At 45.2% G+C, this 19,090-nt stretch carries 16 protein-coding genes and 1 rRNA gene; 12 read left to right on the top strand and 5 right to left on the bottom strand.

Annotated features, from left to right (window positions below; translation table 11 throughout):
• The first annotated feature begins 3 nt into the window (after positions 1–3).
• Genes STSP1_RS05240 through mutS form a run of 4 tightly spaced genes read left to right on the top strand, consistent with a single transcriptional unit; the run spans position 4 to position 4,780 of the window.
• Positions 4–240, top strand: a complete 237-nt coding sequence (locus tag STSP1_RS05240; protein WP_085755341.1) for a helix-turn-helix domain-containing protein — start codon at positions 4–6, stop codon at positions 238–240.
• Positions 240–1,046, top strand: a complete 807-nt coding sequence (locus STSP1_RS05235) for a TRM11 family SAM-dependent methyltransferase (RefSeq protein WP_085755340.1) — start codon at positions 240–242, stop codon at positions 1,044–1,046. Before STSP1_RS05240 ends, STSP1_RS05235 begins: the two co-directional genes overlap by 1 nt.
• Before the next feature lie 6 nt (positions 1,047–1,052).
• Positions 1,053–2,114: a DNA adenine methylase gene (locus STSP1_RS05230; RefSeq protein WP_085755339.1), complete on the top strand. Its 1,062-nt coding sequence runs from the start codon at positions 1,053–1,055 to the stop codon at positions 2,112–2,114.
• 38 nt (positions 2,115–2,152) lie between these two features.
• Entirely contained in the window at positions 2,153–4,780 is a 2,628-nt protein-coding gene (mutS, locus tag STSP1_RS05225) for a DNA mismatch repair protein MutS (RefSeq protein ID WP_085755338.1), read from the top strand.
• Between the two features lie 33 nt (positions 4,781–4,813).
• On the opposite strand, the gene STSP1_RS05220 is transcribed toward mutS, so the two are convergent.
• The 4 genes from STSP1_RS05220 to STSP1_RS05205 form a co-directional block, all read right to left on the bottom strand.
• Positions 4,814–7,369, bottom strand: coding sequence for a hypothetical protein (locus STSP1_RS05220; protein WP_085755337.1), 2,556 nt, complete (start codon positions 7,367–7,369; stop codon positions 4,814–4,816).
• A 384-nt stretch (positions 7,370–7,753) separates the two neighbouring features.
• Positions 7,754–9,670 carry an NPCBM/NEW2 domain-containing protein gene (locus STSP1_RS05215; protein WP_085755336.1) on the bottom strand — a complete coding sequence of 639 codons (1,917 nt, stop codon included), beginning with the start codon at positions 9,668–9,670 and terminating at the stop codon, positions 7,754–7,756.
• 166 nt (positions 9,671–9,836) lie between these two features.
• On the bottom strand, positions 9,837–11,618 hold the full coding sequence (locus STSP1_RS05210) for an ATP-binding protein (RefSeq protein ID WP_085755335.1): 1,782 nt from the start codon (positions 11,616–11,618) through the stop codon (positions 9,837–9,839).
• Between the two features lie 74 nt (positions 11,619–11,692).
• On the bottom strand, positions 11,693–12,388 hold the full coding sequence (locus tag STSP1_RS05205) for a response regulator (RefSeq protein ID WP_085755334.1): 696 nt from the start codon (positions 12,386–12,388) through the stop codon (positions 11,693–11,695).
• A gap of 250 nt (positions 12,389–12,638) precedes the next feature.
• Between STSP1_RS05205 and trxA the strand changes: the two genes are divergently transcribed.
• A complete protein-coding gene (gene trxA / locus STSP1_RS05200; protein ID WP_085755333.1) occupies positions 12,639–12,965 on the top strand; it encodes a thioredoxin in 327 nt (108 codons plus the stop codon).
• A 30-nt stretch (positions 12,966–12,995) separates the two neighbouring features.
• Entirely contained in the window at positions 12,996–13,490 is a 495-nt protein-coding gene (locus STSP1_RS05195; protein WP_085755332.1) for a peptidylprolyl isomerase, read from the top strand.
• A gap of 27 nt (positions 13,491–13,517) precedes the next feature.
• Here the strand turns inward: STSP1_RS05195 and STSP1_RS05190 are convergent, their stop codons facing one another.
• A complete protein-coding gene (locus STSP1_RS05190) occupies positions 13,518–13,913 on the bottom strand; it encodes a hypothetical protein (RefSeq protein ID WP_085755331.1) in 396 nt (131 codons plus the stop codon).
• 351 nt (positions 13,914–14,264) lie between these two features.
• Between STSP1_RS05190 and STSP1_RS05185 the strand changes: the two genes are divergently transcribed.
• The 6 genes from STSP1_RS05185 to STSP1_RS05160 all read left to right on the top strand — a co-directional run bounded on the left by STSP1_RS05185 (position 14,265) and on the right by STSP1_RS05160 (position 19,048).
• Positions 14,265–15,350: a peptidyl-prolyl cis-trans isomerase gene (locus STSP1_RS05185; protein WP_085755330.1), complete on the top strand. Its 1,086-nt coding sequence runs from the start codon at positions 14,265–14,267 to the stop codon at positions 15,348–15,350.
• Positions 15,347–15,733 carry a holo-ACP synthase gene (gene acpS, locus STSP1_RS05180; RefSeq protein WP_085755329.1) on the top strand — a complete coding sequence of 129 codons (387 nt, stop codon included), beginning with the start codon at positions 15,347–15,349 and terminating at the stop codon, positions 15,731–15,733. Before STSP1_RS05185 ends, acpS begins: the two co-directional genes overlap by 4 nt.
• Positions 15,734–16,041: 308 nt before the next feature.
• Positions 16,042–17,579, top strand: a 16S ribosomal RNA gene (locus STSP1_RS05175).
• Between the two features lie 269 nt (positions 17,580–17,848).
• Positions 17,849–18,061 (top strand): DUF4177 domain-containing protein, encoded by a 213-nt coding sequence (locus tag STSP1_RS05170; protein ID WP_085755328.1) that lies wholly within the window; start codon positions 17,849–17,851, stop codon positions 18,059–18,061.
• Between the two features lie 17 nt (positions 18,062–18,078).
• Positions 18,079–18,477, top strand: a complete 399-nt coding sequence (locus STSP1_RS05165; protein WP_085755327.1) for a TM2 domain-containing protein — start codon at positions 18,079–18,081, stop codon at positions 18,475–18,477.
• Between the two features lie 199 nt (positions 18,478–18,676).
• On the top strand, positions 18,677–19,048 hold the full coding sequence (locus STSP1_RS05160; RefSeq protein ID WP_204845056.1) for a hypothetical protein: 372 nt from the start codon (positions 18,677–18,679) through the stop codon (positions 19,046–19,048).
• Positions 19,049–19,090 lie beyond the last annotated feature (42 nt).

Below are 19,090 nucleotides of genomic sequence, written 5' to 3'. Positions count from 1 at the left end.
ATTATGTTAGAGTTTATAATGAGAGTGAAAGTTAATAGATATAGGGTTAGAGAGATAATGGCCGATAGAGATATAAATACTTTCACAGATCTTGCCCGTATGCTTGGGATTTCTAAAAATCAGCTTTCAAATATCTTGTCTGATAAGTTTAATCCTGTTAAGAGTAATATTCAGCAATTAGCAGATTTTCTGGGAGTAAGCCCTTCAGAGCTGATAGAGCAAGCGGATGAGGATGAGTAATGGCAAAGTTTAATGATATAGATCTTTCCAGATGGAAGGAATATGAAGATGTTGAAACAGACTCCCTTTGGATTATAGAAAGGCGGGATAATTCAGGGAAACACAACGGCTTTTATCACGGCAATTTTGTGCCGCAGATACCGCGTCAAATGATAAAGAGATACACTAAAAAGGGTGAGGTTGTTTTAGACCCTTTTATGGGCAGCGGAACGACAGCATTTGAGTGCGAATCTTTGGGCAGAAACTTTGCCGGTATAGACATTAACCCCGATATAGTAGAATATGTGGGAAAGAATTTTGAATCAGAGCTTCCCGTTTATTCCGAAATGAATTTCAATTATATGCTTGCTGCAGATAGCACTGATTTTGCAGCATTCTCTGAGATTGCAGGATATTTGGCATCTAAAGGCATTAATAAAGTTTCTCACGTTATCCTGCATCCGCCTTATTTTGATATTCTTAAATTCACAAATGATTCAAGGGACCTTTCCAACTCTGATTCAATTGATATATTCTTAGATCGTTTTGGTAAAGTTTTGGACAACAGCTTGTCTCTGCTTGAAAGAAAAAGGTATGTTTCTATTGTTATTGGCGATAAATATACTAAAGGGCAGTGGATTCCTCTTGGATTTTACTGCATGAAGGAAGCTATGAACAGGGGTTTAACTCTTAAAAGCATAATCGTCAAAAATATGGCGGGTAACAGGGCTAAGCAAAATAAAAACACTATATGGCGATACAGGGCTTTGAACAGCGATTATTTTATTTTCAAACACGAATATGTTATGGTTCTAAAGAAAAATTAAAATGCTATGAATTATATAGGTTCAAAAAAATCCCTGCTGCCTTTCATTGAAACGTCTGTAAAGCAAATCATACAAGATGATTGCGAGCTATTCTGCGATATTTTCGCAGGTACCGGAATTGTTGGCTCGCATTTCAAAAAGCTTGGCTATTCGATTATTGCTAACGACTTTCAGTATTATTCTTATGCACTGAATAAACATTATATCGGAAACCATAAATATCTTGCCTTTGATGGACTTGCAGAGATTATTCCGGAAATCCGGCAAACAGAAACTGCCGAAAGAAAGGAAGTTGTATGCAGATATCTTTCAAATCTGCCTTTGGTTGAGGGCTTTATATTCAATAATTATTCTCTTGAAGGAACAAAAGGCAAGGAGTTTGAAAGAAATTACTATTCAAGCGAAAACGCAAAGAAATGCGATACCATCAGGCTCCAGATAGAAGAATGGAGAGCGAACGCCAAAATTACAGAAGGCGAATATTTCTTTCTCTTAGCTTCTCTTTTGGAAAATATCGACAAACACTCAAATACTGCTTCGGTTTACGGGGCATTCCTCAAAAAACTGAAAAAATCTGCTCAAAGAACCTTTGAGCTTCAGCCTGCTGAGCTGCTGATAAATGACAGGGAGCATAAGGTTTATAACAAAAAAGTTGAAGATATAATATCTGACCTGGAAGTTGATGTTCTTTATCTCGACCCGCCTTATAATCAAAGGCAGTATGCCCCGAACTATCACATGCTGGAAACTATAGCAAAATATGATTATCCAGCAATAAAGGGCAAAACTGGGCTGAGGGATTACAGTGAACAAAAATCAGATTACTGCGTGCGTAGAAAAGTTAAGCAGGCTTTCAGCGAACTGATTAAAAATGCAAACGCAAGATATATATTCTTAAGCTACAACAATGAAGGTCTTATGAGCAGTGATGAGATAAGAGAGGTTATGTCTGCTAAAGGCAAATACGGCTGCTTCACTCAAGATTATAATCGATACAAGGCCGATAACGGAAGAGTTTATTCTTCAAATTCCACAGTGGAATACTTGCATTACTGCATTTGCAGTTGATTTACTTGAATTACCATTTAATAAAACGGGAAACTAATTTGGCTGCCAACAATAAAAAACTAACGCCTGCGATGAAGCAGTTTCACTCATTCAAAGAGAAGTATCCCGATGCGGTGCTTTTTTTTCGCATGGGCGATTTTTATGAAACGTTTTACGAAGATGCGAAGATCTGTTCTCGAGTTCTGGGTATAGCTCTCACCAGCCGAGGGAAAGACAGCAGCTCTCCCATCCCGCTTGCGGGCATACCGTATCACGCCGTTGACAACTACCTCAAGAAGATAATTGAAGCGGGGTATAAGGTTGCCGTTTGCGAGCAGGTAGAGGATCCGAAGGAGGCCAAGGGCGTTGTGAAGCGGGATGTGGTTCGCGTGGTAACGCCCGGAACGATTACCGATGATATCCTGCTCGAGGCGAAGGAGGACAACTTCCTCTGCGCCGTTCATCTGGGCAGGAAGTCTGCGGCGATAGCTTATTTGGATATCTCTACAGGCAAATTCTGTGTGCAGAGGCTGCCTGAGGCAGAGCTGGCCGACGAGATCTGCCGGCTTTCGCCGAGAGAATGCATTACAGCCGAGCGAAGGGGCGAGCTTTTTGGAGATGATGCCGCACGCATAATAAGCGAGATAAAATCCCGCTGCGATGCGGTTATCACGGAACGCCCGGGCTGGTATTTCGAGCCGAACGGTGCAATGAGAACGCTCACAAAGCTTTTCGGCACAAAAAACCTTGAGGGCTTCGGCATTGAGGAAGGCTCTGATATTATCCCAGCGGCAGGGGCAATTATCGAATATCTCAACGAAACCCAAAAGACCACCCTGAGCCATATCCGCGGGATAAAGGTTGTTGAGCGAAACTGCTACCTCCAGATAGACCAGACATCCCTTCGCAGCCTTGAAATCCTGCGCACTCTCCGCAGCGAAGATCGGCGCGGCTCGCTTTTGTGGAGCATTGATAAAACACGCACCGGCATGGGCGGGCGGCTTTTCAATGCGTGGATGAGGATGCCGCTTTGCGATAAGCAGCATATAGACAGAAGGCTTGATGCCGCCGGTGAGTTTGCGGCCGACAAAGACCTGCTCGATTCGGTTACCGGCCAGCTGAAAAACTTTGCCGACCTCGAGAGGATTGCCTCGCGAATCAGCACAATGCGGGCAGGGCCGAAGGATTTTGTAATGCTCGCAGATACGCTCGAGAAAGTCGGCCCGATAAAAGAAACGCTCGGGCAGTGCAGCAGCCCGCTTCTGCAGCGAATAGCCGATGGCTGCGATAAAATGGAAGAATTCGCCGATCTGCTCCGGCGGGCGATAAACCCCGAATGCCCCAGTCACACAAGAGACGGCGGCGTGGTGATGGAGGGCTTCAGCGAAGAGCTCGACAGGCTCCGCAGCCTCTCCCGCGATGCGAACAGCTGGCTGGCTGAGTATCAGGCTCAGGAGGCCGAGCGAATCGGAATTGCCAATCTGAAAGTGGGTTTTAATAAAGTCTTCGGATACTACATCGAGGTGAGCAACTCGATGAAGGAGAAAGTGCCCGAGGAGTATATAAGAAAGCAGACAATCAAAAACGCCGAGAGATACATCACCGAAAAGCTCAAGGAGTTTGAGCAGCAGATACTCACCGCAAGAGACCGTGCTCTTGAGCTTGAAAACCGGCTCTTTGATGACCTCCGCTGCGAGGCGGTGAATTATGTGGAAAGGCTTCAGAAGCTCTCCGATTCAATCGCCGCCGCAGACTGCATCAGCTCAATCGCCGCCCTTTCTTTGCAGAGGGGGTATGTGCGGCCTGAGATAACAGAAGACAAATCCATACAGATTACCGAAGGCAGGCATCCTGTGATAGCGGAGAATCTGGGCAGTGAGTTTGTATCCAACGATCTGGAGCTGGGCGACGAAAGCGGGGATGTGATGATAATCACCGGCCCTAATATGAGCGGTAAGAGCACTTATATCCGGCAGACGGCTCTTCTTGTTATCATGGCGCAGATGGGCTGCTTTATCCCTGCAAAGGAAGCGAGAATCGGCGTGGTTGACCGCATCTTTACCCGTGTTGGTGCATCCGATGAGCTCAGCAGAGGCCAGTCAACATTTATGGTAGAGATGACAGAGACGGCGAACATCGTGAACAACGCCACAGACCGCTCTCTTGTGATTCTCGATGAGGTGGGCCGAGGAACGAGCACTTACGATGGGCTCTCGATTGCATGGGCGGTAACAGAGCATATAGCAAACCATATCGGCTGCAGGACTCTTTTCGCAACGCACTATCACGAGCTTGTGGAGCTTTCTGAGCTGCTCAGGAACGTGAAAAACTGCAACGTGGCTGTGCGGGAGTGGATGGATGATGTGGTGTTTCTGCATAAGATTCTCCCCGGAGCCACGGACAAAAGCTACGGCATTCATGTTGCAAAGCTTGCAGGACTGCCGGAGAGGATCGTTAGAAGGAGCAAGGAAATACTCTCAGACCTTGAAAACACCTTTTCAAAAGAGGCAGAAGGGGCTCAGCTCAGCCGTAACAGAACCACAGACCAAGAGGAGAATCTCTTCTCCAGCAGGCACAGGGATGTTTTGAATAAGCTCGCTGAAACTGACGTTAATAACTTAACTCCCATTGAGGCTATCACCCTGCTCAGCGAGGTGAAGAAAGAGATCTCAGACTTCACCGATTAAGGCTTTGCGACTGCAGCTCCAGCAAACCAGCTTTCAGAAGCTGAGGGTGAGGTCGCGTCCGCCGCACATTATGTTGGTAACGCCGCTGTCGTATAAAGACTGCATATATGGACTGTCGAAAAGCTTGTCCGGCTCGTAATCCAGATACTCACCGTTAATCTTGGGCATCTCGTTATTCGCTGCGTTTAGATAAAGCTTTATTTCCTTGCCGCTTATATCTGTCGTAGTATAAACCACCGAATAAGCCTCGGGTACAATCCCGTTCACAAGCTTTATCTCAGCCATATCTATATGCTGAATAAATTTTGTGAGATTGGAGTAGTTTGATTTTCGCGCAGTTTCGAAGATTATCGGCGAATGGCTTGATTTCAGCTTTGCAATATTCTCCAAACTGTTCCACTCATACGAACGGTTTTCCAGCTTGCTTTCAAGCCCGTGCGGCCCTTCGAGGTAGTCGAATTCTCCGCCGGCCTCGTAGTAGCTCCTTACTGGTCTCACAGCGAGGAAGGAATTGCCCTGTTCGATAAAGATCCAGCCCTGTTTCTCAACCATCCTGTCCGGCTTTTCTCCGAAATGAATTCCTATTGGCAGATCATTATTCTTTTCCTCCAGAAACCAAGCCGGGTTCACTGTAATATATGAGCGGGCCTGCTGAGTTATCATAACGTTCTTATGCTGGACTGAGCGGAAATAGCCGCTTTCTTTATATAGATTCCAGCTCGTGTCATCTTTTATGTTTATTGCTCTGGGGGTTACCATCGCCTGCGGTGAGGTGTTAAACTGAACCCCGTGCCACATAGGGGCAGCAGAGAGGTGATTCATTACAGCAGAGGGGTGTGTCATCCTGCTTGCCATAACATAATCGGGCGTAACCCAGCTGTATCTTACTATCCTGCTTTCTTTATCGCAGAGGAATGTTCTTTCATCTCCCAGCGGACGCGGACGCTTGTTTTCTTCTTCTCCCGGCCTTCTTGAGATATACTCAAACTCTCCCAGACTGCGGCGGTCTAAGGCCATATCCCAAAGCACCTCGGGGAGCCTGTAGTCTGAGAGGAGCTGGTTGATTGTGATTATCTCAGCGGTTCCGCCTCCGCCTAAATGATACTGAAGCATAAGATGTGTTGAATCCACTCTCGCATCAAGCTCTGCGTAATCTTTTATCTTTACGCCGCCGCGGTAGCCTGCGATGCAGTCCTGGAGCCAGTCTGCCCAGTACAGATCAAGGAATTTTCCGCAAAGATCTCTGAGCTCTTTGTCTTCGCAGTAGTCGTGAATGTCATATATGTAGTTAATTGTGTATTTGGAGTAGACAGGCGATGCGTTTGCAATGAAAAATCCTTTATCAGCCCTCTCTTTGATGTATTTCTTGAAGAATTCAGCCCACGCATTGTAATGCTCTTCGCTGTTTCCTGTGTTTCTGTCTTTCGGTTCAGCCCTTCCCTCCGGGCCGAAGGTTTTTATGTCGCCGTTCATATGGAACCAGTATCCCGCTCCGCCTCCTTTGCCGGAATCGAAATACTCTTTTGATTCGTATGCCATTCTGTTCTTGAAAATCTGCGAGGAGAGCAGAGCTGCGCTCTTGAAGCATAAATCCAGCGATTCGCTGTTCACGATATCCCAGCTGCTCCTTTCGGCGAGGTTGATATCATTGCGCCGCCTGTTGCGCTCCCAGATCAAATCCAAAAGGGCGTTCTGAGTTTCGCTTGTAAGGCGTTTATATTTGCCGTTGGTGCGGTTGAAAGTGAACCAGAATCTGAAGAGCATTGAATCGAGGTATGGATTCCACGGCTGGTTTATGCCGAACTGCTTTCGTACTGCCGAGTTTTTCGTTGTGAAGATAATATAAAGTTTCTGGTTGATAGATTCGGTTTGCCTGTCGAGATAAAGCTTTGCAAAATAGGCATTGAGTACGGAACTGGGAGATTTAGTTTGCGCTCTTCGCATGGCGGCCTCTATCCTCGCCTCCCTTGTTTGCCCTGCTTCTGCCATCCTTCGGTCGATCGATTTTTCCATAACGCCGAGGGTCTCGCCGTTTTTCTTCTTGAAGTATATATCGTCGAACCAGAGCTTCTTGCCCTGCGGCAGCCTCGCTCTTATCTGGAAAGTCTTGAGCTTTGTTTCATCAAATTTTGTATAGGAGGGCTTAAACTGCCCCGAATTGAACACAACTTCCTTCCAGCTGTTTGTGGTGATTGATTCCATCTCAGAAAGGGCTTTCCCGCCGTTTGTGTCCACGATGCTTACTGCCCATCTTGTAGGCTCGGAGTGGGTGCTTTTCATTGAGATATGCAGCTCCCATTCTGGGCCTGCATCCCAGTAGTCTGAATAAGAGGGAACCATAAAGCCGATTTCCTTTTCCTGAACGCTGTCTGATGTGTAAACAACACTTAAATCGCCGGCTTTTCTGTTCTGATAGTCTATGGAGAAACGCTGCCCTCTGCCTTCTTCTATTATGCTTCCGCTTGCAGAAGACCCGAAAATTTCTGCAGTTTCAAACCAGCAGTCCACGCGTTTATCTTCAGCCTTTACCAAAGGGCAAAAGAAGAAAGCAGCTAAAACGAATACCCAGATTCTTTTAATATATCCCATTGTTCCCGCCTATAGATATTAACCTAACTTGGAAATCCGCAGGAATTATAATATATATCACTATTTCAATAAACCCTAAAACGGCAAACGTAAAATAAAAAGCCGCCGGGGAGGCGGCTTTGGGGAAAGTTTTGGAAATTGTAGTGTTATTTTTTAAGGAGTATGTGATTGAAAATCAAATTATGATTACGAACTTATTCTAACTGCTGACGGATAATTGTCAAGTAAAATTTCTTTATTTTTACTTTTTAACAAAAATATTTTTTTAATGCTGAAGTTCAGTAGGTTTTAAATTTAATTTTGTTCGCGGGATTTCGGTAAACAAAAATGGAGAAGCAAAAGCTGCCTCTCCATTTTCAATCTTAGTTTTAGCGGCTTTCAAGGTTACTTTTCAGTAATTTTCAGCATTCTGCAGCCGTGGGAAGGCAGATTGAATGAGATAACTCCTCTGTATGTACCGAGGTTTTTCTGCCGCCAAAGGTCGCGCACTTCAATCTCGCCTGAGAGTCCTGCCTTTGCAAAATCAAATTCGCACTGCTTCTGCATATAGTCCATATTAACAATTGCAGCGGCGTAATCTCCGCCCTCAAGCTCTCTGAACCATACATCGCATTTATTCTCAGAGCTTACCACTCTTGCCTGCCTGCCGAGCGGGTCCTGATTTACCGCAAGCACCTCTCTGTTGCAGAGCAGGTTGAGCGTGAAATCATCGAGCTTAGTCATATCGCATCCGATAAGCAGTGGTGAATTGAGCATACTCCACATCGTTATATGTGTGTACTGTTCGCTCGGGCTGAGCTTTGATTTATGCAGATTCGGCCCCCAGCCGACCTCGCCGACAACGAGCATATCCGGATCGTTCCAGTGCCCCGGGCCTGAATATTTATAGAGCGGTTTCTGTTTATTGAGTATGTTTGAAACGCTGCCCCAAGTATCTCTGATATCGCCTGTAGTTCGCCAGCAGTTCCCGCCAACTTCAGCTCCCCACTTCCATACATCAGCCATTCCGTACTGGCAGAGGCTGTAAACAATATCTCTGGGCGCCTCATTCAGGCATTCCTGCATAACGATATACGGCTTCTTGTAGTCGTAGAGCTTCTTTTCCTTTGGTGCTACGCTGCCGTACCCGCACCAGTCGTATTTGAGGTAGTCAAAGCCCCATTCAGCAAACTGCATTGCATCCTGCATCTCGTGCTCCCAGCTTCCCTCAAGCTTCTGGCATGTCCAAGGTCCCGGCGAGATATATGTTCCAGCCTTGAGGCCTTTATCGTGTATGTAGTCCACGAGGCCTTTCATATCGGGGAATTTGTCGTTGCAGAGGATGTTTCCTTCCTCATCGCGGGCATTCTCGCCCGGTTCTTTCATCCAGCAGTCATCTATGTTTATATACTGCCAGCCGTATTTGATCAGCCCTGATTCAACCATACTGTCTGCGGCATCCTTGATCTTATCCGCATCTACTGCGCAGCCCCAGCAATTCCAGCTATTCCAGCCGAGCGGGGGCGTAAGGCTGATTGTATTACCAACTTCGAAACGTATTTTGCGGGAATCCCTGCCGAATTTATTCTCAGCAGCAACGGTAAATTCATAAGTCCCTTCTTTTTTGAGAGAGCCGCGAATATCGCCGGTTTTACTGTTTAGTGTTAGGCCTTTGGGGAGTTTGTATGCAGTAAACTTAATGGGCCTTTTTCCTGTTGCAGCAACATGGTACAGCACAGGCGAGCCCGGGCGAACACCGAACACCTTTGGAGAATTGATAAGAGGCCGTTTCGGCGGGGCAGGGGTAAGGATATAGGGCTCTTCTTCAGGCCTGCCGATTGTTTCGGGCTTTTTGCCTGATACCATAAAGTGAGCATCCGCCCAGTCTGCATGGTCGAAGTTCATTGAGCCAGCCGGCTCTACCACCAAAGCCATTTTATCAGCGTCTTTCAGCGATATATCGATCTCCACAGGTTTTTCATTTTCTTTAACTTTCCGGCTTGTAAAAACCTTTTCCCCGTCAACAAGCACAACAAAACGAACTTCAGCGTCGTTCCCTATAACTTCATCATTAATGCCTGCAAGAGCCTTGAATCTTTCCGCTCCGCCCACTTTTATCTCAAGTATGCTGTGGGCATGGGTGCCGAGGCCTTTTTTGTATGTCTTTCCGTTGATTTTGATTGGATTGCCGTTAACAGACTTGTCTTTCATTGGTTCGCCCCAGCCTTGTCTTGTATTCGAAATGTCCAGATCGCTGAGGAAAATCTTTCCTCCAAAACAAACTGCCGCTGAGAGAAGCAGAAACATTAGTGTTTTTTTCATGGTAATAAGCTCCTAAAAACATAAATTAGTAATAGTCATTAAAATTTTGATTCAGAAAAGATGAAGTTAAACTAAATCTCGCAAAATCCAAGCTTAAAAGCTTTAAAAAGCCGAAAACCAAAATATATTCTGCAATTACTTTAGTATATCTTCGGAAGGCTGATTTTTACGTATTTTTTGAATTTTTAGGCAGATGTATGGTGAAAGTGCTTCCCTTGTTGAGCGTGCTTTCGAGAGTAATCCTGCCCCCGTGTACGGTGGAGACGATATGCTTTACGATTGAAAGACCAAGTCCAGTTCCGCCTAATTCTCTGCTTCGCCCTTTATCCACGCGGTAAAAACGTTCGAATAAACGTTCCTGCTCGCTTTTCGGGATTCCGCAGCCGTGGTCTTGTACGGCTATTCTGGTCTCATCACTGTCCTGCACAATTGTTATATGAACCTCTGTATTCTCGCTGCTGTATTTTACTGCATTATCCACCAGATTCATTACAGCCTGCTCCAGAAGGTTTGGATTAACGGGAATATGGATGTCCCCGCTTGATGTCAGTTCTATGGAGATGTTTTTTTGTGATGCCCTTTTTTCGCACAGCTGCATTGCCGAAATCACGATATCCCTAATATCAGCAGGCTCAATATCAACCCTGAGCTGATCACCTTTTTGTTCGAGTTTGGAGATGGAAAGAAGGTCTTCTATTATAGCCTCGAGCCTCTGCGTTTGGCGAGCTATTATGCCTATGAATTTCGCCTGATCCTCGGGGCTGCTTATTCCGCCGTCTTCAAGCATCTCAGCAAAGCCCTTAATTGAGGTTACAGGGGTTTTCAGCTCGTGTGAAACGTTAGCCACAAAATCTTTTCTTATTGCCTCAAGCCTTTTGATTTCTGTTACATCGTTGAGAACGTAGAGAGAACCGATAGTTTCTCCGGAAGGGTTTTTCAGCACAGTTCCCTGAAGGTGGAGTATGAATTCATTGTTGTTTCTCATCAAAACGATTTCTCTTTTCGATGAGCCCTCTTTTGTGGTGTTTTCTATTGCCGTCTGAAAATCTGTGTTACGAATAAGATTGGCATAGTAATTGCCGATATAACCTTCCTGAAGGCCGAAAAGTTCCACAGCAGCCTTGTTGGCCATTATAATATCCTTTTTGTTGCTCAGAGCGACAACCGCCTCAACCATACTTGTAAGAATCGCCTCCTGGCTCGCCTGCTGTTCTGTGATTTGGGCGATCTTTTTGTCGAGCTCTCTTGCCATATTGTTGAGGCTCTTTGCAAGACTTCCCATCTCGTGGGTTTCCGGTATTTCGAGTTTTTTATCGAGCTTGCCCTCGGCAAAATCTATCACGCCTTTTCTCATTTTTATCAGTGGTCTTATTGTTACGTTAGCAAGAAAAGCAGATGAAATTGCTGCTATAAGAAGGGAAACGCCTGATATTTTAAGCATAGCAGAGGCGATAATTGCAGAGTACTGCGAGGAGAGGCTTTGCCTGCGGCAGCATTTTAGTATAAAACTTTCGTTATTCGAGGTCTCAACGGCAGTATAGATGCACATCGGTTCTTCATTTTCGGGTGTGTAAATTTCTTCTTTTTGCTTCCGGTTTTCAATAGCTTGAATAAAATGGGGATTATCTGAATAGTTTTTAAGGCCTGAGGGGGTAGTACTGCTGTCTGCAAGCACGTTTCCCTGACGGTTGATTATTGTAAATCTAAGATCTGTTTTATTGCCTAAGGTTATGCAAATGCTCTCCATTTTTTCATAATCAAGGTTTTCAACTGCGCTTTGGAGAACTTTTTCTGCCAGAGATGCTGCGTTTGAAAGGTTTTTCTTGCTGAATTCTGCTGAAACTTGGCTGACGGATTTTTCAAGGGAAATGAAACAAAATAATAATGATAGAAAAACTACTGCTAAAACAGTGCGGAAGAACCGCCAAAAGATGCTTTTTTTCTTCATAAGCCGCGCCGCCCTTAAGAATCAATTAAAGCTGATAAGGCAAAACTGCTTTTACAGCTCTTTAGATGTTATTTTTATTCTATAAATCTGTATCCAACGCCGCGTACGGTTTCTATATATTTCCCTGCTTCTCCAAGTTTTTTCCTGAGCCCTACTACCTGTACATCAACCGAGCGGTCTGTTACGGGATAGTCTGCCCCGTGTACGGCGTCAACAATCTGGTATCGAGTAAATACCCATCCCGGCCTTGCTGCAAGAAAGCAGAGAAGGCGGAATTCTGTAGAAGTAAGTTTGCAGGGCTTACCTGAAACCGAAACCTGATATTTCCTCGTGTCAATCTCAATCTCATGCACCTTTAAGAGGCCTGAATCCTTTTCCCCGGTTCCAGAGGTTCTCCCCGGCCTTCGAAGTACTGCATTTATCCTCGCTATAAGCACCTTAGGACTGAAGGGCTTTGTTATATAGTCATCAGCCCCGAGCTCCAGCCCGGTAACTATATCTGCCTCGTCGCCTCTTGCTGTGAGCATAATCACCCTGATGCCGGAAGTTTGAGATTCATTCTTGAGTTTGCGGCATACTGAGAAGCCGTCCAGCCCGGGGAGCATTAAATCAAGAAGTACCAAATTCGGCTTCCATTCTTCAATTTTATCCATCGCCAGCCTGCCGTCTCCGCAAGTCTCAACCTCAAATCCGTTTGCCCTGAGATTGTAACAAAGCAGCTCTCTTACATCAGCCTCATCTTCTACTACCAGAATCTTTTGTTTTTCCATATTACGTTTTGAATCCTTCTTAGCATTATCATAATATAACACAATAAAACAAATAATAAAGCGTTAATATTAGCAGTTTGTTAGCAAAAGGTTAGATTATTGCGATTCTCCCGAACATTGGGAGATATAATTTATATATGTATTCAAAGAAGCTAATGAACGTTGTTTGCGTTTGACATTGCGGTTTGTTTAGCTTAAAATTCAGAAAGATGTTTATAAAAACAATAACTCAAATGAATAGAGGTTAAATATGAGCGAAAATACTATTGCGCTTACTGACCAGGAATTTGATGAAGTAGTTAATGGTTCGGATATGCCCGTGCTGGTGGATTTCTGGGCGCCTTGGTGTGGACCCTGTAAAATGCTCGGGCCGATTATTGATGAAATCGCAGAGGAATACAAAGGCAAGGCAAAGGTATGCAAAGTGGATACCGACCAGAGCAGAGAAGCTGCGATGAAATTCAACATCTCTTCTATACCTACTGTCATCCTCTTCAAGGAGGGGCAGGTGCAGAAGCAGTGGGTTGGGCTTGTCTCGAAAGACGATGTAACCGACGTGCTCGATTCGCTCGTCTGAAACGATAAAAATTAAGCTTAGAAAAGTAGTATGAACAAAGATACCGTTTTATTGAAAACCAGTCTTGGTGATATCAAGCTGCGTTTGAACTTTGAGAGTGCACCTGTAACAGCGGGAAATTTCGCCGAGTACGTTGAAGAGGGTTTTTTCGACGGCACAATCTTTCACCGCGTTATTAAGGGCTTTATGGTGCAGGGAGGCGGATTTACGCCGGATATGAAACAGAAACGGGCCAAAGCCCCTATAAAGCTGGAATCAGACAACGGACTGAAGAACAAAAGAGGGGCGGTGTCTATGGCACGCACGTCAGACCCGGACAGCGCTTCATCACAGTTCTTCATTAACCACGCAGACAACGATTTCCTTAATTATGCCCCGGGCAATCCCGGCTATGCCTCTTTCGGCGAAGTTATAGAAGGAATGGATGTGGTTGATAAAATAGCAGAGCTGGAGACCGGCAGAAAAGGCTTCCATGATGATGTACCTTTGCAGACGGTTACTCTTGAAACTGCCTGTTTTGTTTGAAACCTGCTTTTGCAGGGAGAACGTTTTCTAAAGCTCTAAAATAGTTTCGTCTTTGCTGTATATTTCTGGTATCGGTATTGAAAAGGGCTCTTTTGCTTCTTTTGTGAATCTGGTGTCGAAATTGAGAAGCTGCTTTTCCGGAAGAAATTCTTTTTCCGGCAGGTAAGGGTTTAGCACAGTAAAGAAGCTCCTGCAGAACACCTTGTCAACGAATAAAGTCTGCTGCGCATGTTTTTTTTGTCTGAGGTTTTCTCTGCAATTTCTTTCACCCAGGATATCTTTTTCGCAGAGCACCTTGAGCTTAATAGGCTTAAGTTCCTTATCTGGAAGCTCTCTGCACTTATCCCGCGGGTCGGCTTGTTTCGATATGCATTGCACTGAAACAGCCAGCAGCACTAATAATGAAATAACACTTCTTCCCAAAACTGGAATCCCCTTTAAATAATTGTAATTTCGAGCAAGCTGAGTTTTAGTATTTAGCGTAAGAATGTTGTGCGGGATTGATTAAAAATCCATTATGAAACTCAAACCAAAAGCTGCTTAATAATCAACCCCTCCAGCTTTACTCTTGGTTATCTTATTGCAAATGCCGGCATTTTACAAGTTTTTTTCCGTCCGCCCGATGATTTGATTGCTTTGAGCATAGCTGTTTTATTATTGAGAACTGAATTCAAACTGACGTGACTTGAAAGGCGGGGAATAATTAGAATTGAAAAAACAGGCCAAAAAACTAAAATTCCCGTAAACTTTTTGAAAAAGCTAATGAGGTAAGAAATGAAAACATTTGCATTTATCCTTGCTGCCGCAATTTTCCTGAACGGATGTGGAGGAAATAAGGAAAAAGCCTATACAGACGCAGAGATTGCAAAATATCAGGAGCTCGCCAAAAGACCCGTACCAGAGCCCACAGGCGGGATGGTGCTTTCTGTAAAAGATCAGACCATTTCCTCCGAGCTTATTATTTCAAAGCTTGTTTCGCTTTCCGGCCAGATCAAAGCTTCCAGCTATCAGCAGTACAAGCAGCAGGTTTACCCGTATGTCCGCCAGTTCGTTACAGAGCAGATATCCGATATACTCATCTATGAAAAAGCAGCGGGTAAGGTGCCGGAGGAAGTGCTGGAGGAAGACGGTATGCTGGATAAGGCTGTGGACAAGGAGGTTCGAAGGATGCTTGCCGAGTCAGACTACGATTATTCAAAGATCCAGTCTCAGCTGGCTGAGTCCGGCTACCACTGGAAGACATTCAAAGAAGATAAAAGAAGAAAAATGCTCATCCAAAACTATTTCACTGCTGAATTTGAAAAGAGCGATTCGGTAACTTTCAAGGAGATTGAAAAGTTCTACGAAAATAATAAGGAAGACAAATTTAAGGTTGAGCCCGAATATAAATTTACTCTCATTCATGTGCCTGAATCTGAGGAAAACGCTGAGAAAAAGGCGTCTTTAGCCAAACTTGCAATAGAAGGGGAGATGAGCTTTGCAGATGCGGTCGAAAAATTCTCCGGAGGCATCAAAGCTTCTCAGGGAGGCAAATGGGAAACTTCAGATCCTTCATCCTTCGCGCAGCCATACAATGTTCTCGCTGAGGAGCTGAAAAAGCTCGAAGAAGGGGAAATATCTGAAGTGATTGAGAATAACGGAAACTTCTTTGTTGTTAAGCTTGATAAAAAGCAGGAAGCCGGCTACCAAAAACTTTCAGAAGTGCAGGACGAGATAGAAAAATTCATAAGAATGAAACGCCGCTCTGAAAAAATGAACAATATTCTGAAAGAGCTCTTCGAGCAGGCAAAAATAAGCGAAGCAAACGGGTTTATTGAATTCTGCATCCGTCAAGCGTATGTAAGGAGCACCGAAGGTTGATTAAGCTCTTGAACGGGATTGATCTTGTAGAAATTTCTCGAATAAAAGATATGCTTGAAAAACACGGCGAGCATTTCCGCAGGCGGGTTTTCACGGAAACAGAAATCAAACTTGCTGGAGACAACCGCAAAACTCCGGAAAAGCTTGCTGGAAGATTTGCCGCAAAGGAGGCGGTTTTCAAACTCCTCGGCACCGGGCTCCGCGGCGGTATGAGCTGGAAAGACGTGGAAACAGATGCGGACAGCTTAGGTCGGCCTGTAGTGAATCTCTACGGCCAAACTGCAGTTAGAGCAGACCAAATGCGTCTCACCAGTATATCCCTGAGCATATCTCATACCTCCCAGATAGCCGCCGCCTACGCAGTTGCGGGAATTGAAATTTGATAAATGTTTGCGATGAGACTAAAAATTTCTTATTTTTCTTAGATAAGACTTGAAAAAACAATTCTTTGCAGTATTATAGTATTTCTCGCTTAAACGCGAGGAGCTCATTAAAAACTTAACAGGGTACAGACCAGAATCGTTAGGAGTGCCCCTGATATTCGGCTCGCACTGGATATTGGGAGGCAGAAAATAATAACACAGGTGTGTTATAAATCATACTCCTTGCGAGAAACTGGAGTGTGAAGCATCCGTAAAAAATAAAATCACACAAAATCGCTTTTACAGTGAGATTGATGAGATAAGGATTTAAATTGAAGAGTTTGATCCTGGCTCAGAACGAACGCTGGCGGCGTGGTTAAGACATGCAAGTCGCACGAGCCTTTCATGGCTAGTGGCGAAAGGATGAGTAACGGATAGGTAACGTACCCGATGCACAGGTATAGCGTCGAGAGCTTGCTCTCTACCGAAAGGGGCGGTAATACCTGATAATATTGCGAGCTGCAGGGCTGGCAATCAAAGATTTATCGGCATCGGAGCGGCCTATTCCCTATCAGTTAGTTGGTGAGGTAACGGCTCACCAAGGCAACGACGGGTAGCGGGACTGAGAGGTTGGTCCGCCATATCGGGACTGAGACACTGCCCGGACCTCCACGGAGGGCTGCAGTAACGAATCTTGGGCAATGATCGAAAGATTGACCCAGCGACGCCGCGTGCAGGAAGAAGCCCCTCGGGGTGTAAACTGCTGTCAAGAGCAAGTAAGCGCAAGCAGAACTACTCTAAAGGAAGTCACGGCTAACTTCGTGCCAGCAGCCGCGGTAATACGAAGGTGGCAAGCGTTGTTCGGAATCACTGGGCTTAAAGCGTACGCAGGCGGTTTTTTAAGCGTTCTCTGAAATCCCCCGGCTCAACCGGGGAATTGGGGGGCGAACTGGAAAACTTGAGGCATACAGGGGCGGGTGGAACTCTTCGTGGAGCGGTGGAATGCGTAGATATGAAGAGGAACGCCAGAGGTGAAAACGGCCCGCTGGGTATGACCTGACGCTGAGGTACGAAAGCATGGGTAGCGAACGGGATTAGATACCCCGGTAGTCCATGCCGTAAACGATGTGCACTGGTTCGTGGTAATTCTGACATTATCACGGGCGTAGCAAAAGTGTTAAGTGCACCGCCTGGGGAGTACGGTCGCAAGGCTAAAACTCAAAGGAATTGACGGGGGCTCACACAAGCGGTGGAGCATGTGGATTAATTCGAAGCAACGCGCAGAACCTTACCTGGGTTTGACATGTTTGTATGCCTTTCTGGAAACAGAGTCTGGCTGCTCTCTTCGGAGAGTGAAACTTACACAGGTGCTGCATGGCTGTCGTCAGCTCGTGTCGTGAGATGTTGGGTTAAGTCCTTGAACGAGCGAAACCCTTGCCGTTAGTTGCCAGCAGGTTAAGCTGGGGACTCTAACGGGACTGCCGGTGTTAAACCGGAGGAAGGCGGGGATGACGTCAAGTCCTCATGGCCTTTATGCCCAGGGCTTCACACGTGCTACAATGGCAGATACAGATCGACGCAAAGCCGTGAGGTTGAGCAAATCGCACAAAGTCTGCCTCAGTTCGGATTGTTCTCTGGCAACTCGAGAACATGAAGTTGGAATCGCTAGTAATCGCGTATCAGCAATGACGCGGTGAATATGTTCCTGAGCCTTGTACACACCGCCCGTCAAGTCATGGAAATCGGGAGCACCCGAAGTCGGCTTGTCAACTCTTCGGAGAGACGGCTGCCTACGGTGAACTCGGTAACTGGGACTAAGTCGTAACAAGGTAGCCGTAGGGGAACCTGCGGCTGGATCACCTCCTTTCTAAGGGATGAAAAACTAAGCAGTATGGCAATTATGCCGAAATTTTAGCTGCTTAGCCTTTTACGTCAGACTCCTTAACGATTCAGTGCCCTGATAAGAATTTTAAAGCTCGGTGCTTAACTGCATCGGGCTTTTTTTGATTTCTGAAGAAATATGATATAATTGCCGGTAAGACGTATAAGACACAAATGCAAAGGAATGCTTTGGGAAGTTATTTGTCTTATTAGTTTTATTACTTATAGGTCGTATAAATGATTAAGGAACAGAAAATGGCTTACAATGAGTATAAGGTTATTACAGTTGTTGAGAGCGGTGTAGGTACTATCTTTTTAGGGGCATCAGGAATCCCTACAGACAAGATGGAAGCAAGGCTGAATATGGAGGCGGCAGAAGGCTGGCAGGTGGTGTTTCAGATTGTTGAAGCGAAGCGATTCCTGCTCTTCTGGACGCGTGAGGCGATAATTATCACGCTCGGAAGGTGAATGCGGGGCTGAGATTTATGTGGATTCTCAAACAGGAAGAAGTGCTCCAGAGGGATAAGACGCTGCGGAAAAGGGTTGGCGAGCTTAGCAGCGATAAGCGGTTTGAATTCTACAAAAGGGCAAACAGCAAGATAAAAGACCCCGATACCTACGCTGTTTTGAATTATATCATAATTGCCGGCCTGCACCACTTCTACCTCGGTAAATGGATGCTTGGCCTGCTTAATATAGCGATATCTACAGCGGGAATAATTATGTTTGTTTTGGGTGAGCAGATTCTTGGTACTCTCTTCGTTGCTGGGATACTAACCTTCGAGCTGCATCAGCTTTTTAGATCGCAGATAATCGTTAAACACTACAATAATAAGATCAAAGAGCAGATTTACTCCTCAATAACCGGCAGAGAGCCTTATTAACAATTCTAATCAGGGATATTCCCCTCCAAGAAACAATCGAACTTTAGAAGAACTGTCAGGATAATTTGAAATCCTCTGGTTGAGCTTGCAATAAGCTTATAATCCCTTACAATCGCTCCTTCTGATTCTAAGCAAATTCCCAATTATTATATAAGGAAAGCGGGATTATTTGTCCGCTTGAAAAGGAAAGGAGCAATTGATGAAAATTGAAGTAAATTTTAAACGTTATTTTCTGTATCTATTGCGCTGGCAGCTATCCTCGCCTCTTCTGGCCGGCTGCCTTTATTTTCTTGCTTCGACAGGAACTGTTGTTGCAACGATAATATCGAATTTAATCGGCGGGCTGATTTTTTTCTGGGTGGATAAATTTATTTTCCAGTCACGCAAGCTTGCCGCATCGTGGCAGGTGGAGGAAAATATTAAATGTGCAGACTGCGGAAAAATTTCCCGAGGCTATCGGCTGGTTAAGGCTAAAAATTACAACAAATCTGAGGCAGCCCCGGAATTCCGCTGCGAAAACTGCTCAATAAAGAAATCCAAAGAGCTCAAGGACAGAGGCGTCGAAATATAATGTTGGAAGAAAAGTTGTAAAAAGTCGGGTCTTAGGATATCT

Source organism: Sedimentisphaera salicampi, assembly GCF_002117005.1.
GTDB lineage: Bacteria > Planctomycetota > Phycisphaerae > Sedimentisphaerales > Sedimentisphaeraceae > Sedimentisphaera > Sedimentisphaera salicampi.
The sequence above is the reverse complement of the archived record's forward strand: the minus strand, read 5'-3'. Positions and strand labels throughout refer to the sequence as shown.

What these genes read in the sequence shown, in the direction of transcription:
- STSP1_RS05240 (WP_085755341.1), top strand. Translation starts at nt 4, where the DNA reads ATGTTAGAGTTTATAATGAGAGTGAAAGTTAATAGATATAGGGTTAGA.
- STSP1_RS05235 (WP_085755340.1), top strand. Translation starts at nt 240, where the DNA reads ATGGCAAAGTTTAATGATATAGATCTTTCCAGATGGAAGGAATATGAA.
- STSP1_RS05230 (WP_085755339.1), top strand. Translation starts at nt 1,053, where the DNA reads ATGAATTATATAGGTTCAAAAAAATCCCTGCTGCCTTTCATTGAAACG.
- STSP1_RS05220 (WP_085755337.1), bottom strand. Translation starts at nt 7,369, where the DNA reads ATGGGATATATTAAAAGAATCTGGGTATTCGTTTTAGCTGCTTTCTTC.
- STSP1_RS05215 (WP_085755336.1), bottom strand. Translation starts at nt 9,670, where the DNA reads ATGAAAAAAACACTAATGTTTCTGCTTCTCTCAGCGGCAGTTTGTTTT.
- STSP1_RS05210 (WP_085755335.1), bottom strand. Translation starts at nt 11,618, where the DNA reads ATGAAGAAAAAAAGCATCTTTTGGCGGTTCTTCCGCACTGTTTTAGCA.
- STSP1_RS05205 (WP_085755334.1), bottom strand. Translation starts at nt 12,388, where the DNA reads ATGGAAAAACAAAAGATTCTGGTAGTAGAAGATGAGGCTGATGTAAGA.
- trxA (WP_085755333.1), top strand. Translation starts at nt 12,639, where the DNA reads ATGAGCGAAAATACTATTGCGCTTACTGACCAGGAATTTGATGAAGTA.
- STSP1_RS05195 (WP_085755332.1), top strand. Translation starts at nt 12,996, where the DNA reads ATGAACAAAGATACCGTTTTATTGAAAACCAGTCTTGGTGATATCAAG.
- STSP1_RS05185 (WP_085755330.1), top strand. Translation starts at nt 14,265, where the DNA reads ATGAAAACATTTGCATTTATCCTTGCTGCCGCAATTTTCCTGAACGGA.
- STSP1_RS05170 (WP_085755328.1), top strand. Translation starts at nt 17,849, where the DNA reads ATGGCTTACAATGAGTATAAGGTTATTACAGTTGTTGAGAGCGGTGTA.
- STSP1_RS05165 (WP_085755327.1), top strand. Translation starts at nt 18,079, where the DNA reads ATGTGGATTCTCAAACAGGAAGAAGTGCTCCAGAGGGATAAGACGCTG.
- STSP1_RS05160 (WP_204845056.1), top strand. Translation starts at nt 18,677, where the DNA reads ATGAAAATTGAAGTAAATTTTAAACGTTATTTTCTGTATCTATTGCGC.